General features: G+C 37.6%; 9 protein-coding genes. 3 read left to right on the top strand and 6 right to left on the bottom strand.

Annotation, left to right across the window (positions count from 1 at the left end; genetic code table 11):
* Positions 1-32 precede the first annotated feature (32 nt).
* Positions 33-365 carry a metalloregulator ArsR/SmtB family transcription factor gene (locus tag M9949_03920; protein MCO5250553.1) on the bottom strand — a complete coding sequence of 111 codons (333 nt, stop codon included), beginning with the start codon at positions 363-365 and terminating at the stop codon, positions 33-35.
* Between the two features lie 340 nt (positions 366-705).
* Here M9949_03920 and M9949_03915 point away from each other — a divergent pair, with 340 nt between their 5' ends.
* The gene (locus M9949_03915) at positions 706-2,061 is read left to right on the top strand and encodes a T9SS type A sorting domain-containing protein (GenBank protein MCO5250552.1); all 1,356 of its coding nucleotides are present in this window, start codon (positions 706-708) and stop codon (positions 2,059-2,061) included.
* 97 nt (positions 2,062-2,158) lie between these two features.
* On the top strand, positions 2,159-5,704 hold the full coding sequence (locus M9949_03910) for a T9SS type A sorting domain-containing protein (GenBank protein MCO5250551.1): 3,546 nt from the start codon (positions 2,159-2,161) through the stop codon (positions 5,702-5,704).
* Positions 5,705-5,751: 47 nt separating this feature from the next.
* Here the strand turns inward: M9949_03910 and scpA are convergent, their stop codons facing one another.
* The 4 genes from scpA to htpG form a co-directional block, all read right to left on the bottom strand.
* The gene (gene scpA / locus M9949_03905) at positions 5,752-7,923 is read right to left on the bottom strand and encodes a methylmalonyl-CoA mutase (GenBank protein MCO5250550.1); all 2,172 of its coding nucleotides are present in this window, start codon (positions 7,921-7,923) and stop codon (positions 5,752-5,754) included.
* A 1-nt stretch (position 7,924) separates the two neighbouring features.
* The gene (locus M9949_03900) at positions 7,925-10,066 is read right to left on the bottom strand and encodes a methylmalonyl-CoA mutase subunit beta (GenBank protein MCO5250549.1); all 2,142 of its coding nucleotides are present in this window, start codon (positions 10,064-10,066) and stop codon (positions 7,925-7,927) included.
* Between the two features lie 184 nt (positions 10,067-10,250).
* A complete protein-coding gene (gene queA / locus M9949_03895) occupies positions 10,251-11,294 on the bottom strand; it encodes a tRNA preQ1(34) S-adenosylmethionine ribosyltransferase-isomerase QueA (protein MCO5250548.1) in 1,044 nt (347 codons plus the stop codon).
* Positions 11,295-11,322: 28 nt separating this feature from the next.
* The gene (gene htpG, locus M9949_03890) at positions 11,323-13,188 is read right to left on the bottom strand and encodes a molecular chaperone HtpG (GenBank protein MCO5250547.1); all 1,866 of its coding nucleotides are present in this window, start codon (positions 13,186-13,188) and stop codon (positions 11,323-11,325) included.
* Between the two features lie 235 nt (positions 13,189-13,423).
* Between htpG and dacB the strand changes: the two genes are divergently transcribed.
* Entirely contained in the window at positions 13,424-14,863 is a 1,440-nt protein-coding gene (gene dacB, locus M9949_03885) for a D-alanyl-D-alanine carboxypeptidase/D-alanyl-D-alanine-endopeptidase (GenBank protein MCO5250546.1), read from the top strand.
* Between the two features lie 11 nt (positions 14,864-14,874).
* Here dacB and M9949_03880 read toward each other — a convergent pair whose 3' ends face one another.
* Positions 14,875-17,289: an FG-GAP-like repeat-containing protein gene (locus M9949_03880; GenBank protein MCO5250545.1), complete on the bottom strand. Its 2,415-nt coding sequence runs from the start codon at positions 17,287-17,289 to the stop codon at positions 14,875-14,877.
* Positions 17,290-17,411 lie beyond the last annotated feature (122 nt).

Raw genomic sequence — 17,411 nt, 5'->3', positions numbered from 1 at the left:
ATTTAGCAAAATAACGAAATGATTTGCGTTTTTTATGTGCTACAAATCATGTTTCTGTCTGTAGTTTGTAGTCTCAGCCTGTCATTCAACATCGTAATATCCCGTGTAGTATGTTTCTCAATCATCGCCAAACAATCGTCAATCAGCAAGCTGCGTTCTCGATTTATCCGGTAATTGACCCACTTGCCATCTTTCTCGTCCTCGATTAGCCCTGCTTCTTTGAGCAGCGAGAGATGCTTCGAGACGGTGGAAGTAGCGAGTTGGAGTATATCGGTGATTTCGCAAACGCATAGCTCACGCTCCTTCAGCATAGAGATGATTCTCATTCTGTTGCTGTCGCTCAAAGCTTTTAATATTTTCAACATTTCTTTCATATCGTTTCGTTAAATGACGAAACGAAAGTACTGATTATTTTCCACATATGCAAAATATTTTTTTCTTGCACAATAAAAATATTTTTGTATATTGCAAAGTGAATGTGGCAACTTTTGAAAAAAGCAATGAGATTTAAGATATAGTCGCATGTAGCGACAACATGCATTAATTGTCAACAACAATTTGTGGAGGTTCAAATGGCTTTTTTTAGTATTAAAATGGGGGGGGGGTAACTCCCTTAAAAGCAATGACTTACGTCAATCACTTCGCAATAGTGGTGAAAGCCACTCGCCAAAAGATGTTCAATCTTCTACTCAGAGGAGGTGTGATATGAAACGCAAATATATTGCCTTCCTTGTTCTAACTATACTAACATTTATGTTTGTGGGAAAAGGTGAAATGAATGCACAATGTATTGTAGGTTGCGAAGCGGACGAGCAATTACCGACTTTTGAATTTGATTATCCGATGTTTACACACGACCCTATAACAGATAATTACTGTACAGTAAACGTAATCGGAACTATGAAAAAATTCAATTGTCCACCACCTGCTGCTCCTTACTATGAATACGAAGTAACTAAAGTAGAAGTCTATGGTTTTTGTACTTTGACCGATACAGAAATAATGAAAACAGCTGTCAAAGGCATTGTAGCTATGAAGAATAAATATAATACATCACCGAATTATTTGAAGATGCCAAAATGCTTTGAGAAAAGTTTAACATTACCATATTATTATATACCATGTGGTTCTGAAACATGCTGTATTTATTTTGAATCACATTGGGATAGTACCGTAGCCGATTATTATTTGGATTACATTGCATTTTCTTCAGTTTCTCCATTTCATTGTCCAAGTGGAGGAGGGTGTTTTGACTATTGTAATACAAACATTTTTCCTGAAACCGGACGCCTTGACATAAGCACACAAATGCCACCTCCTTGTTTTTCATCATGTACTAAGACAAAGACATGGCCCGAGCCTTATATCGAATACACTTATCCAGACGATGATACATACATAAATGCCCTTTATACTCTCGGTATTTCAGGCTCAAATCCTTGTTTTAGTTTCAATTTCTTCCAAGTCAAGTATGCTTATTTAGACCCTGAAGAAGCATTAGAAAAATTAACCAGAATTGCATTAAGGGATATTTGGGTAACGCATGGAAATCCACAATACATAACTTTAAATTTGAGGCAATGCTGGGCACAAAGATATTATCCTCAACAAATTTACTTCCCATGCGAAGTTTCTGATTGCTGTGAAATAGTATTTGAAATATTCAATAATGGTACTGAAGCCGAAGTTGTTTCTAATTCGACTCCGGGAACTTGCGAAGGAATTTGTTTTGATGTATGTTCAATCTTCCCAAGTGGACGATTTTCAATTCCCAAATTATCAATTGATACTGATGATTTTGAGTTGAATAACGATATTAAAATTATGCCAAATCCGAATACAGGTATATTTAATTTGGAATTTAATTCAGCTAATGATGAGCAACATTCGCTCCAAGTTCTTGATTTATTGGGACAAATAGTGTATTCGAGTGATATAATGACAAATGCAGGCATTAACAATTTGAATCTTGATTTAAGTTCACTGCCGATAGGAGTTTATTATTTGCAAATAGTAAACAAAGGATTAGTTGTCTCGAAAATTAAATTCATCAAGAATTAAGATAATTGAGCTCAACTGAGAAATAGGTGAATAAACCCGAATCCATATTTTCTAAGTATGGATTCAGGAATTTATAAAAATAAATATTATCAATATCATGAAATATATTATTCTAATTATTATATTATTTTTCTCTTTATTCGCAAATCTTCTCTCCCAAAAAGAAGCATACAATTGGGATTATGGAGGAAAATGGGTAATCACATTCGATACTCCCGATGGTGAACCGAAAGTTTTGAGAGAAAGTATAAGTAGTGCAAGCGAGGGATGTTCATCAATTTCTGATTCAAACGGTAGATTTTTATTTTCAACAGGCGGTGTGTCTGCATACTCATATACCGGAATACCGGATTCTATTAAATTGAGCAATGGTTTTTATGAACCTTTTTGTACTTTAGTTGATCTAAAAGATTATGCAAGGGCAGGGCAAACAGGATTAATTGTAAAACAACCGGGAAATAATAATAATTATTATATTTTTGCATCATTGTGCAAATTTGAAAATCATAACTATTTCACAACGAGGTATAGCATAGTTGACATGGACGGAAATAATGGAGTAGGCGAAATGATTGTTACTGATAACGATTTATTCAAAAATACGGGTGAAAAATTAATAGGCATTAAACATGGAAATGGAAAAGATGTTTGGATAATTTCTCATGAACTTAATTCTCGTACTTTTCTTGCTGCTTTATTGACTGAGGATGGTCTTGAGCCCGAAATTGTAAAAAGCACAACAGGAGTATTTCATCCTCTTTATGGTCCTTTCCCAAATGCCAATAAGTTGCATTATTCAGGTCTTATGTCTTCAAATATTGATGGTGACATTATAACTCTTATAGTACGACATACAAAAATGTTGGATATTTTAAGTTTTGATAAAATGACAGGAAAAATTACATCTCTATTAAATTTTAGTATAGATAGTCTTATTAGTAATTCACTTGCATATAGTGTTGCATTTTCTCCAAATTCTAAAAAACTGTATTTAAGCACTGCTAGTGATAATAGCAAACTTATTCAATTTGATATTTCTGTATTAGATTCAAATATTATAAAAAACACATCCGAATTGATTTTATATAGTCATTATGCTGCTGGTGAAGAAATGTCACATGGGGATTTAAAATTAGCACCTAACGGTAAAATTTATATTCATAGGGCTATTCATGAACTTGGTGCGCTCAATACCCTTTCTCTATATGTAATAAATAAACCAAATCTAACTGGAGAAGCATGTGAATTGAGGAATTATGATAAATTTAATTATCTATCTTATAGATGGAATGCCGGTCTTCCCAACTTTGTGCAGGGATTAATTGATTTTTGGGTCAAAATAATTCCTGATTCTGTTTGCGAGGGCGAAGATTTGGTTCTCCGTGTTGACGTCCAACCGGACATAACGACCAATAAATACACATGGTTCGCTCCGGATGGTACGCAATATTCCGGCAAAACACTCACAATTCGCAATGCAAAACTCTCCGATGCAGGGCAGTACAAAGTCACCGTTGATATAAACAGCACAATTCGCTCCGATTCTGTGATGATTACTATTTTACCTAAACCAATTGCAAAAATTATCGGCGATACGCTTCTTTGCGACGGTGCGACATTGCAGCTACGAGCCCAACCCGGAGCTAATTACAAATATAAATGGTCAACCGGTTCCACTTCAGACAGAATTACAATTAATAAAATTGGTCAATATATCTTAACTGTTGAAAATGAAAACGGATGCATCGCTTACGACACAATTAATGTTAAAATAGGCGATAAATTGCTTTTCTCCATCCTCGCACCCGATTATATTTGTTTGGGTGATACAATTGTATTGAAAACGAGTTTGACAGGCGAAGGCTATAAATATAATTGGTCAATAGGCGAAAAAACCCCTGAAATTGTGATTACTCGAGGAGGGGAATATTCCGTTACAGTCGTATCTGATGCTGGTTGCACAGGCACCGAAACAATCACAATCGAAGAATTTGACAAGCCCGAAATTAATTTCGAGAAATATTTGTACGAACTGTGCGAAGGGGAGAGCGTCACGCTGCGCCCACTTGAAATTATTTCCGAAAATATTTACAAATGGAACGACGGGCTAAATTCCTCCGAACGCATTATTAGCGAATCCGGTGATTATTTTCTCGTGGCAATATCGCCCAACGGCTGCACAGACACAGCCTTTGCCGAAGTCACAGTTTTCGCTCTGCCCAAAGCAGAAATTCTCGCATCGTCACTCTCAGCCTGCTTTGGCGAAGAAATCACATTATCAGCGAATAATTTCAATCCCGATTATAATTATTTATGGTCCACAGGCGAAACAAGCGAATCCATCACGGTTTCCACCACCGGAAAGTATAAATTAAAAATCACAAATAATATATGCTCCGACAGCACGGAAATTGACGTAACAATTTATCCCGATTTGGAACTCGAATTAGTCTCATCGCCGCTCTCAATCTGTAATGAGGAACCGGTTGTAATTTCCTCAAAATTGAAATATGATGCATATTTCTGGTCAACAGGCGAAACTACGGAAATAATCACAGTCACTCAAGCGGGACTTTATTCACTCCGCGTCGAAAATGAGTCAGGATGCACAGATTCAGCTACTATTGACATTCGACAAAATAATATTTCTTTAATTCCGGACAAAAATTCCATTGATTTCGGCGAAATTTGCCTTGGTACAAAGGTCACTGAGACATTAAAATTAACCGTCCAAACAGATTCAGATTTATCAATTAGTGAAATAATTTTCCAAAATAATTATTTTGCAATCGAAAATATTAATTCATTTATCCGAACTTATTCTAATGGCGAAGTAATAGAATTATCAATCAATTACACTCCTCAAAATATTGCTGACTTTTCCGATATTTTAATTATTAAATCAAATTCACCTTGCGAATTCACGCTCGAAATTCCGCTCTCAGCAAGCAGCAAGATGCATTACGTATTTTCGTTGCCTGTGATGAAAGTCGAATCAGGTGCTTCAATAGCGATTCCACTTTATGCCAAACTCGCTTGTCCCGATTGGCAGAGCATCACCACCGATTACGAAATCACAATCGCTTTCGATGCCGAATATTTCTATCCCGACAGCGTTAAATATGGTGAAATCGTGAGCAATACTCGTCTCGGAGCGGATAGAATTATCACTATCAAAGCTCCCGAAGCAGAATTTACGCCACAAAATAAAATAATTAATTATATTTATGGTAAAGCCCTCGTCGGTCGCAGCGAAGCCACAGCACTTAAAATAAATTCTGTCACATTTTCCGAACCTAAATATTATTCCGAAACAATTAATGGCGAGCTCACTGTCGAAGGTTGCGTCAACGATTTGAGCGGCGTTCAGATGTTCAAGCCAACTGCCTTGACCGTCGCTCCCAATCCCGCTCGTGACGAAATCACTTTGAGCATCTCAACCCAAGAACAGGGCAATTTCCGCATCGAAATTTACGATATTCACGGAAAAATCGTCCACAAAGGCGACTTCAAACGCGGCTCTAACACATTGGAAATCATAGAGTTCAACGTTAACACAAAATCAATCGGCAACGGCACATACACAATTCAACTCATCACCCCTTGGAACAAATTATCCGAACAAGTAATGATAATGAAGTAAAAAAAAATGGGTGGCTAATCACCACCCATAATTTATTAAATATAAATTTATTCTTTGTCTAACAGGTCGTGCATTAGCTTTTCGGCTGCAAGAGGAATAATTGTACCGGGACCGAAAATCTCGTCGGCTCCGTTTTGATACAAAAATTCATAATCTTGCGGAGGTATCACACCGCCGACGCAGATAATAATATCGTCACGTCCTAAAGTTTTTAACTCGGCAACAAGCTGTGGAACTAAGGTTTTATGCCCGGCAGCGAGCGAACTGACGCCAATAATATGGACATCATTCTCGACGGCTTGTTTGGCAGTTTCTCGCGGAGTCTGGAAAAGTGGACCGACATCAACGTCAAAACCCATATCCGCAAAGGCTGTAGAGATAACTTTCGCGCCTCTGTCGTGACCATCTTGACCCATTTTCGCAACAAGAATTCTCGGACGGCGACCTTCCAAAGCTTCAAATTGGTCAGTCAAATCGCGAACTTTATCAATAGCGCCCGATTCAGCATAGGACGAGCTATAAACACCTGAGATAGTACGAGTTTGCGCATTATGCCTGCCAACTATTTTTTCAATCGCAGAAGAAATCTCACCCAATGAAGCCCGAACCTGTGCGGCTTTGATGGATAATTCGAGCAAATTGCCTTCGCCCGTCTCAATTGATTTTGTGATTGCATCTAATGCCATTTTCACGTCATTCTCGTTACGATTAGCCTTAAGTTCTTCTAATCGCTTGAGTTGCTGGTCTCGAACTGCAGAATTATCAATATTTAATATTTCGAGCGGGTCTTCATGTTCCAAACGATATTTATTTACACCGATAATATATTCTGCACCCGAGTCAATTCTGGCTTGGCGTCGTGCTGCAGCCTCTTCAATTCTCATTTTCGGAATGCCGGATTCGATTGCTTTTGCCATTCCACCAAGATTTTCAATTTCTTGAATATGTGTCCACGCTTTTTTGACTAATTCGTAAGTTAATTTTTCGACATAATAAGAGCCGCCCCATGGGTCAATAACCTTAGTAATTCCGGTTTCTTCTTGCAAATAAATTTGAGTATTTCTTGCAATTCTCGCCGAAAAATCAGTTGGTAAAGCAATTGCTTCATCAAGAGCGTTAGTGTGCAATGACTGAGTATGCCCCAAAACTGCTCCCATAGCCTCCATACAAGTTCTTACGACATTATTATAAGGGTCTTGTTCTGTAAGGCTCCATCCTGAAGTTTGGCTATGTGTACGTAATGCCAATGACTTAGGGTTTTTAGGATTAAATTGCTTAATTATTTTAGCCCATATCAATCTGGCAGCACGCATTTTAGCGACTTCCATGAAATAATTCATACCAATTGCCCAGAAAAACGATAGACGCGGAGCGAATGCATCAATATCGATTCCGGCTTTAATTCCGGTACGCACATATTCCAAGCCGTCGGCTAATGTATATCCCATTTCAATATCGGCAGTAGCTCCGGCTTCTTGCATATGATAACCCGAAATTGAAATACTATTAAATTTCGGCATATTTTTCGATGTAAATTCGAATATATCTGCAATTATTCGTATAGATGGTTCGGGTGGATAAATATAAGTATTCCGAACCATATATTCTTTTAAAATATCATTTTGTATTGTGCCTGTAAGTTGTTCGTATTTAACGCCTTGCTCCAATGCAGCGACAATATAAAATGCCAAAACCGGAAGAACGGCACCGTTCATTGTCATTGAGACAGAAACTTTGTCGAGTGGTATTCCATCGAATAAAACTTTCATATCCAAAATTGAATCTATTGCAACACCGGCTTTACCGACATCGCCCACAACGCGCTCGTGGTCTGAATCATAGCCTCTGTGCGTTGCCAAATCGAATGCTACAGAAAGTCCCTGCTGACCTGCTTCAATATTTCGTCTGTAAAAGGCGTTGCTTTCTTCGGCTGTCGAAAAACCTGCATATTGTCTGATTGTCCAAGGACGAGTAACAAACATAGTTGGGTAGGGACCTCTTAAAAATGGTGCAATTCCGGCTGTAAATTTTGTATGCTCTAATTGATTTTCATCATCAATATTATATAATGGGTCAATCGGAATATTTTCCATTGAATTAATTTTTAATTCCGGAAAATCGGAATTCATATCATTTAAAAATATTTCTTTCCAATCTTCAAATTTATTTTCGACTTTGTCAAAATCCAGTTTAATTTTAGAAAAATCGGGCTTTTTCATATTATAAAGCTCCTTTATCGTCATGTTTTTTAAATTTTGAATGTAGCATATTTAGCGAATCAATAATATTTGATTTAATATGGATAAAATCGTCTATTCCTGCATTTTTGAATTCTTCAATTTTATCTTTTGGATAACCTGCCAAAATTAAAATCGAATTCGGATTATTTTCTTTCATTTTTTTCGCAAAAGTTGGAATAAATTGAGCATATAAATCATCATTTGAGCAAAATACATATGCTTCGCTTTTAGGAATTGTAGTCAAATCAATATTCTCGACATCTTCAAATCCGGAATAAATATCGCAATCAAATCCGCCAACTTTGAAAAAATCATTAGAAAAATCAGCTCTTGGTTTGAATTCTTTTAATTTTCCGATACATATTAAAGGTAATTTCGGCAAAGTTCCATTTTCATATTTGTAAAGAATTGCTTTTTCGCGAATTTCTTCGAATGGAGCCGATGAACGATTCAATTCAAAATGTTCGATTTGCGTATCGAATTCGATATTATGAACTAAACTATTGAATACTTCAGCCATCACAGCACCGGTTTCAAAGGCTTTTACCGCCAAATCAATTGCTTCAACCGAATTTGCTTCCAATAAGTTTTCAAATTCGTCCAAATTTTGGTCAATTATTTCAATATTTCTGCTTAATAATTTTTTATCATAATCATCTACATATTTTTCGATTACTTCTTGGTCGCACAAAACTGAATCGATATCCTTTTGGATTAAAATAGGATATTTATTTGTACCGATAATTACATCTTTACGAATTGCAAGATTGTCATATCTTGCTTTGAAAGTTTTGCGAACACTTTCAATCAGATGATTTGATTTGAGACTTTCAAAAATTCCACCGCTTGATTCAATTTTTTGAAATTCATCCCAAGCTTTCGTTGCCAATTCTTCAGTCAAACATTCAATATAATATGAGCCTGCTGCAGGGTCAATCGAATCTGTCAAGTGCGATTCGTGAAGCAAAACATTTTGAGTATTGCGTGCTATTCGTCGCGAAAAATCAGTTGGTGCTCCGTAAACATTGTCAAATGGAGTCACAGTCAAGATGTCGCAAAGCCCCATAATAGCTGAAAATGCTTGCGAAGTGCCTCGTAAAATATTTACATGAGGGTCGAGAGCAGCAATGTCACGCTCTGATGTTGTGGCGTGAATTGTGATTTTGCAGTTTTCCGGTGCAGCTCCAAATTCATTGAAAATCTTTGCTGCGATTATTCTTGCGGCTCTTAGTTTTGCTAATTCCATGAAATAATTCGTTCCAACCGAAAAGCCTACGATGAATTTATCGGCAAGATTATTAATGTCAATATCGCGAGCTTGCATTTGATTGCAATATTCAGTAAGCACAGATGCCATATACGCAAGCTCATGAACAGCACTTCCGCCTTCGTCATGAATTTGATTGGTCGCTACGCTTATCGTTTTGATTTGCGGAAATTCAGCAACTGCCTTCTTAGTAATTACCGCCATTTCATCGTATAGTCTTTCCAAAGCCACCGGCAAAGTGCCTTCAATACAGAGTTCTTTCAAAGGGTCGCAGACGATTGAAGCTTTTACTTGACTACTATCCTCAGATTTACTCTTCATATATGCTACGAGAAGAGCAAATACCGGCAATGACGCTAATCCCGCATCAATATGAATAGGGTAGAGCTTCAAATCAATTCCGTGGAGCGCTTTTTCCATATCTCCCAAATCCGAAATCATGTTCGCATAGCCCCAAATATCGTCTTCGTTAAAGTCCTCATACATTGCAATTGCTTTGTCGAAGTTCAACCTGATTGAGTTTTGTCCGGTTGCCAAGTCGTTTTTCAGAGCTTTATTAACATTTTCACAGTCGGCGTAGGGAATATTTTGACTTATTTCCCAACTTGATTTTTTGTATCCCGAAGGATTTGCTCCGCGACTGAAAGGGTAAAATCCGGGCAAATTCGCCAAGAACGAAGTGCTTGCTCTGTCTTCCTTATTATAAATCGGTTTTAACCTGATGCCTTCGTATGTATCGGTAAACATCAGCTTATCAAAAGGAGCACCCTTCAGAGCAGCTTCTGCCTCAGACTTCCACTGTTCATAGTTTGCTTCGTCAAATTCGCTAAAAAAATTATCAAAGTTCGTTTCCATTTTTTTTCTCATATTTTCAAAATTATGACAATTCTATAATTCAAAATTACGAAATAAATTATAGATAATGAAAATATTGTCACAAATGTGTTATTAAAACACTACTTTTCGGCTGCAAATAAAAAAAACTGTCATTAAAATCGCTTGATTTCGATGACAGCCTTAAAAATTATGAGGAAAGGGCTTAAATTATCAACATCGCATCGCCATAGGCATGAAATCTATAATCATTTTTCATTGCTTTTTTGTAGGCATTATGCAAATTCTCAGTACCGGCAAACGTTGCAGCTAAGAGAAATGATGGTGTTTCCGATGGATGGAAGTTTGTGATGAATCGTGTTGCAATTTTGAAATCGTAAGGAGGATAGATGAAACGGTCAGTCCAACCTTTGTTGGGTTTGACTGCCCCTGTAGTTAAGACGGATGATTCCATTGCTCTGACTACACTACATCCGGCAGCATAAACATTCTTTTTCGATTTCAAAGTGATGTTGATTTTTTCTGCGGTTTCGCGCGAGATTTCAAAATACTCCGAATACATTCTATGCTTGGTCAAATCTTCTACTTCGATTTTTTCGAAGATACCTTGACCGATATTCATGACTATTTTGGCGATTCTTACGCCCTTGTCTTCGAGTGCTTGGATTAATTCTTCGGAAAAGTGCAACCCTGCAGTAGGTGGAGCGATTGATGACAAATATTTATCATTTGCGAAAACGCATTGATAAGTTTGCTTGTCGTGTTCTTCAGGTGTACGCTTAATGTATTCAGGTAGCGGCATTTCGCCGATTCGTTCAATTACGTCGAAAAGATTGCCGTCGTAGCTGAATCTTACTGTACGTCCACGTGAAGTAGTGTTGTCAATCACTTCGCAATAAAATGCTCCATTGTCGAAATAGATTTTGTTCCCAATTCTCACCTTGCGAGCCGGCTCTACCAAAACATCCCAGATTCTATCTTCACGTTTTAGCTCTCTAAGAAGTAGGACTTCAATTGTAGCATTAGTTTTTTCCTTAGTTCCGAAAAGTCGTGCCGGGAAGACTTTGGTCTCGTTCAACACAATTACGTCACCTTTTTGGAAAATGTCTAATATCTTGTCGAACTTCGTGTCCTCAGTTTCACCTGTTTGACGGTTCAAGACCATCAATTTAGATGAATCTCTTGGGTCTGCGGGAAATTTCGCAACTGCATTTTTCGTAATTGTGTATTTGAATTCTGACAACTTCATAAGTAATTCCCTCTATATATTTTTTAGTTTAGATCCTATTTGTAGCGTGCAACATCATCTCATTAGCACGTTTTGTAAATTCGCTTACCTCTATGGATTGCCCATCGTTCAGCATTGCAATATCAAATATCTGTAAAATCGTAAGTTTCAATATCTCATTATCCGCTTCGGAGCTAAGTTTTTCCGATAAATTTTTCAAAATCGGATGCTCCGTATTCAATTCTAAAATTCTCTTAGAGGCTATAAATTCCTTATCCATCATTTTCATCATCTTTTCCATCTGCGGGTCTAAAGAATTTTTCCCTACAACTAATGACGCTACAGAATCCACTAATCGTTTAGATTGAATGACATCCTCGACTTTATCTCCCAACACTTCTTTAGCGAACGAGATTATAGTTTTAGCATCGTCATTTTCCGGATTCTCGTTTTCAGATTTGGTTTCAGGTATGGAAATATCTGCTTTTTCGATTGATATAAGATTTTTTCCATCATAATCGAAAATATACGGTATGGTGAACAAATCAACAGGGTCGAGCAAATAAAGCACTTCAATGTCGTGCTTTTTGAAATATTCCATATTCGGGTTGCGGTCAACTTCGTTTCGATAATTACCCATTATATAGAATATTTCACTTTGTTCAGTTCTCATATTCGACACATAACGATTAAGAGAAGTGAACTCTCCCGATGCAGTTTTTGAAGATTCAAAGCGCAATAGTTCTACAATTTTGCTTTTGTTGGTGTAATCTTGATTGACGCCCGTTTTGAATAAGGCACCGAATTGCTTGAAGAATTTGTCGTACTTTTCAGGTTCTTTTGATGACATTTCGTCAAGATGAGCCAGCATTTTGCTTGTAATGATTTGCTTGATTTTCGCCATTACCGGGCTTGACTGCGTCACTTCTCGCGACACATTCAAAGGCAAATCTTCAGTATCAACCACACCGCGTATGAAACGCAAATATTCGGGCAATAAATCCTTAGGGTCGTCTTGGATGAATATCTTGTTCGAATATAAATGTAAGTTTTTGTCGGTTATATCGCGAAAAAGGTTTGCCGGAGCTATTTGTGGTATGAAAAGAAGTGCTTTGAAATTTATGTTGCCCTCGAGATTGAGGTGCAAATGGGTAAGAGGTTCTTGGTAATCACCACTTATAAATTTGTAAAATTCATTGAGTTCCTCAGTTGAAATATCATCCTTGCGTTTGTGCCAAAGTGCTTGAACCTTGTTGACTTCTTCATCGTTCACGTAAATCGGGAAATCAACAAAGTTAGAATACTTCTTAAGTAATTGCTTAATGCTCATTTCATCAGCAAAGTGGTGATATTCCTCTTTCAGCTTGAATGTTATACTTGTACCGCGATTCCTGTCTTCAATTGGGTCAATCTCGAAGCCATATTCGCCACTTGATTTCCATCTATAACTTTTGGAATCTTCAGCAGCGTGTCTTGATTCTACTACAACTTCGTCAGTTACCATAAAAACTGAGTAAAAGCCTACACCGAATTGACCAATAAGATTTGCATCAACGCTCTTACCGGATTCTTTTAATTTACTTATTAATTCTGATGTTCCTGACTTTGCGATTGTACCCAAATGTGTGACCATATCTTCATGAGTCATACCGATTCCGGTATCTTCGATTGTCAGACTTTTGGCGTCTTTATCAACATGAATGCTGATTTTCAGTTCGCTTTCAGGATTGATGATGTTCGAATCGGTCAATTTCATGAATCGTACCTTATTAAGTGCGTCAGAGGAGTTTGATACTAATTCACGGAGAAAAACTTCTGGGTTGGTATATAATGAGTGAATGATTATATTGAGCAATTGCTTCATTTCCGCTCTAAATTCAAATGTTCCCGATTGCTCTGTAGATACTTGACTCATAATTGTAATTTCAACAATTTGTTAAACATAACAAAATAATGAAATTCCGAAATCCGAAATTTCATATTGCTTTGTGACGAAATGCTTATATGTATATTGAATTTGGTTTGAAAATTTAATAGTATTTTTGAATCATTGATAAATTTAAAATTTTGTAAATATGTTCAAATTATGTAATTTCATATTTCTGATAATGCTGGTGGGTAATGTTTATACGTCTTGTATATTTGCCCAAGTGAGCGTTGATTCAGTGCCACAGGTCAATCCTTTGCAGGAGCTTAGGAATGATTTGGACGCTTTGATTGAAAGCCCCGACATGTCCAACGCTATTATTGGAGCATGTGTCCAATCAATCGAATCGGGGGAGATGTTTTATAGACTGAACGAATCAAAGAATCTGATACCTGCATCAACTATCAAGATTGTTACTTCTATTGCGGCTCTTGATTACTTCGGACCTGATTTTCGCTTTCAAACTAATATGTATTTGGATGGTGTTATTCACGAAAATGGCGAATACCACGGCAATGTTATAATTCGTGGTTCGGGTGACCCAACCATGTCGGAGTATTTCTATGCCGAACCAATTCAAATTATTGAAGCTTTCGCAAAACAATTGGATTCTCTCGGTATCAGCACCATCAAAGGAAACATTATAGGCGATGATTCATATTTTGATAATATTTATTATGGTCCCGGTTGGTCGTGGGACGATTTTATGTACACATTCTCAGCTCAAATCAGCGCACTTTCGATTAATGACAATTCGATTTCATTAGTGATTACACCGGGTGATTCGGTGAATTCTTTATCTAAATATAGTGTCATACCTGAAAATAACTTGGCTCGTATTTATAATTATGTGATGACAAGTGAACCTGACAAAATCACAGATATAATCACGGCAAGAGATTTCAAAAGCAATTATATCGAAATTTATGGTAATATCACATTTGATTCTACGAAAAAAAGGACTCATATTCAAAAAATCGCTATTGACAATCCGACAATGTTTTTCTTAGAATTGTTTAAATCGTCATTGTCAAAGTTCCGTATAAGGCATAATGGAGCCTTGTTGCCAATTTCGATGTCGCAAAATCCAATTTTATATACGAATCTTGTCCCGGTTTATACTCACGTCTCGCCACCTTTACTTGAAATTCTGAAAGTCGTAAATGCTGAAAGCCATAATTTTTGTGCTGAAATGTTGTTGAAAACACTTGCTAAGGAAACTCAAGGTGAGGGCTCATTTGATAAAGGCACTGATTATTTATTAAAATATCTCAAGTCAAACAGCATAACTTCAGATAATATTAGGATTGTTGATGGTTCGGGCTTGTCAAGGTTTAACCTATTCACTCCAAGAAATTTTGTCACTTTGTTGAACAATATTTACCGTTCAAATTATCGCGAACAATTTGTCAAAACTCTTGCTGAGCCCGGCGAAGAAGGAACTTTGTTGAGGCGAATGAAACGCAGCCGTGCCGAAAATAACGTGAAAGCTAAGACCGGCTCAATGAACAACATATCATCAATCTGTGGATACGTTACTACAAGGGACAATGAAGTGCTTGCATTTTCGATTATGATGCTAAACTTCACTGCCCCGTTGACTACTGCACAAAATTTACAAGACCTGATTCTGATGCGTCTTTCGAGTTTCAGCCGCAAGTAAACGTTTCACTATCAATTCGCAACAATGAATTTGAACGAATAAATTACATTGTTCGTAGTATATCTCAAAACATATGCTCCGTTCGGCAAATCCTTTCCATTCAAATTTAATTGATGAGTGCCCGATTCTGTGAATTCATTTTTCAGATTCATGATTTCAATTCCGGACATATCGTAAATACTTAATTGCACATCACCTGCATTCACAACGAAATATTCAATTGTTGAATTTCCGTTTACAGGATTGGGAAAAATGCTTACATGGCGATTGGCAAGATTTTCGCTTACGCTCGTGCCTCCGGCTTGAGGAACCAAATCTACATTGCCATCATAATCAATCATATATGTTTTGTTGACAAGCAAATCATCGAACAATAGTTCTTGTCCATCAGAAAATTTCACAACTACACTCACAATGCTTTCTGCGTCGCCCAAACCGAAATGCAAATCGTTGCTGCTTTGTGAGGCTCTGGCATTTAGAACTGAACCCGGGAGAAATCTATGGAATTGTTTTGAACCAATATCAACTGTGACTTTGCTGCCGTAACCGGTTGAGTTCACATTAGAGTCGGCAATTCCCTTTATTATGAAATTGATATAATTGGAATTCTGAGCAACCTTATTTTTGAATAACTTAACATAATCATTTGAACTTGCAACAAGTATATCCATTTTGCCGTCTCTATCGTAATCAATCCTGACAGGCGACCATGCCCCATGAATATATGCACCCCATTGCCAAGTATTATCTTCGAGTTGGTGAGAATAATCAGCACCTAAATTTCTGTAAAAACGTGTATTTTTTGCTTTGCCGGCATCTTTTGCATAGTATGCGTATTGGCAATGGACTAAATCTAAATATCCGTCATTATCAATATCAACCCAAACAGCACCGGCATTCATTTCATAATTCTGGAGTCTTGATTTTTCGGTAACATCTTCGAATCTATTATTCTCGTTGATTTTATTTTCTAATATTAATGAACGGTTGGACCACAAAGCTCTTTCGTCAGGATGACTCAAATTGCCAACAACTAAGTCAAGGTCACCGTCATTGTCATAATCGCCCCAATCCGAACCCATACCATGACCGAAATGTTGAGGCGAACTTGTAGCAACACCGCGTGCACCTGTGGTTGCGCTAACTTCTGTAAAAGTACCATCACCATTATTTCGGAAGAGCAAATCGGGTGCTAAGCGATAAGTAGCAACAAAAATATCCGGCAATCCATCGTCATTATAATCAGTTATGCTTGCTCCCCAACAATCATAATAGGGTGCAGGTTCACCGGCAGCAATACCTGCTTTTGCAGTAACATTCTCAAATTTCCTATTTCCCAAGTTTCTGAATAATTGGTCGGGATAAAAAGTTTCAGTCCCGCCTTCCTCTTTCCGACCATAAGCTATGAATAAATCCAACAATCCGTCCATATCATAATCAATCCACATCGGCGATACAGTAGGTGCATTTATTACTACAGTCGGGTCAGTGTCCTCGGTGAAAGTGCCATCGCCATTTCCGTAATAAATTTTGTCATTGCCCCATCCGCGAACTGCGAAAAAATCCAAATAGCCGTCGTTGTCAATATCGCCCCAAATTGTGCCTGAATTCGGTGCATTTATGCTACTCGATACATTTGTGAATGTGCCGTTTCCGTTATTTTTGAAAAAATGTCCTCCGGCAATTGCAATATCGTCCCGACCATCATTATTCCAATCGGCAACACTTGCGATTGCAGATTTAATCGGATTGCCGGCATTATCAACGAGTCCTGCTTCGACTGTAACATCAATTAAACTTGGGCTGGGAGCAGGCAATGGCTTGCCCTCAGAATCAACATTGTCATATTCGATTTGAACACCTGCCATATATGAGCCCGGTGTGGCGCCGGCAATTGTACCGCGCAAATTATAAAACTGAGTATTTGGTCGAAAAACATCGGCTAAAAAGCTTGTTACGTTGTCTGCGGCTTGTGCTTTTGTATCCACACCGAAATAGGGTCCGCCCGGCTTGATTAAGTGTTGAACTCCGATTGAGTTGATACCGCCGGATTTCAGATTCAAATACTCAACATCCAATTCGTACCAACCTTGCGAACCTGTATATTCAACAATAAAGCCTGCAAATGAATTTATGTATCTGCAAAAAATTGATGGCGGAAATGTTGGTCCGTCGGTTGGGTCGCCAACAATCCAAATTGTGTCCTTTTTGGCAACTGAGCCCGTGAGATAAATGAACACTTTTTTGATTTGCCCGGGAGCGGGAGCGCGTATGATAACAGTTTCTTCCCAATTGTCTCGGGTTCCGTCTGCAAAAGAACCTGCTAAGTTTCCGTTATCCACGTGAAAATTGCCCGGCTGTTGGGCTGTCAAATCAACAAATGATGCAAAGCAAAGCAAAAATGAAGTTAGTAATATTTTCATCATAGCAATTCCCCAAGAAGTTTCTAATCACAATCTTAAAAATAGTAAAAAAAATGTCAATTTCCGAAGAAAATCGCAAAATATCAAAAAAAAGGCTCTCAATAGAGAGCCGAATGCTTTAATAG

The sequence above is a fragment of the Candidatus Kapaibacterium sp. genome (assembly GCA_023957315.1).
Taxonomy (GTDB): Bacteria; Bacteroidota; Ignavibacteria; order Kapaibacteriales; family UBA2268; genus PGYU01.
The sequence above is the reverse complement of the archived record's forward strand: the minus strand, read 5'-3'. Positions and strand labels throughout refer to the sequence as shown.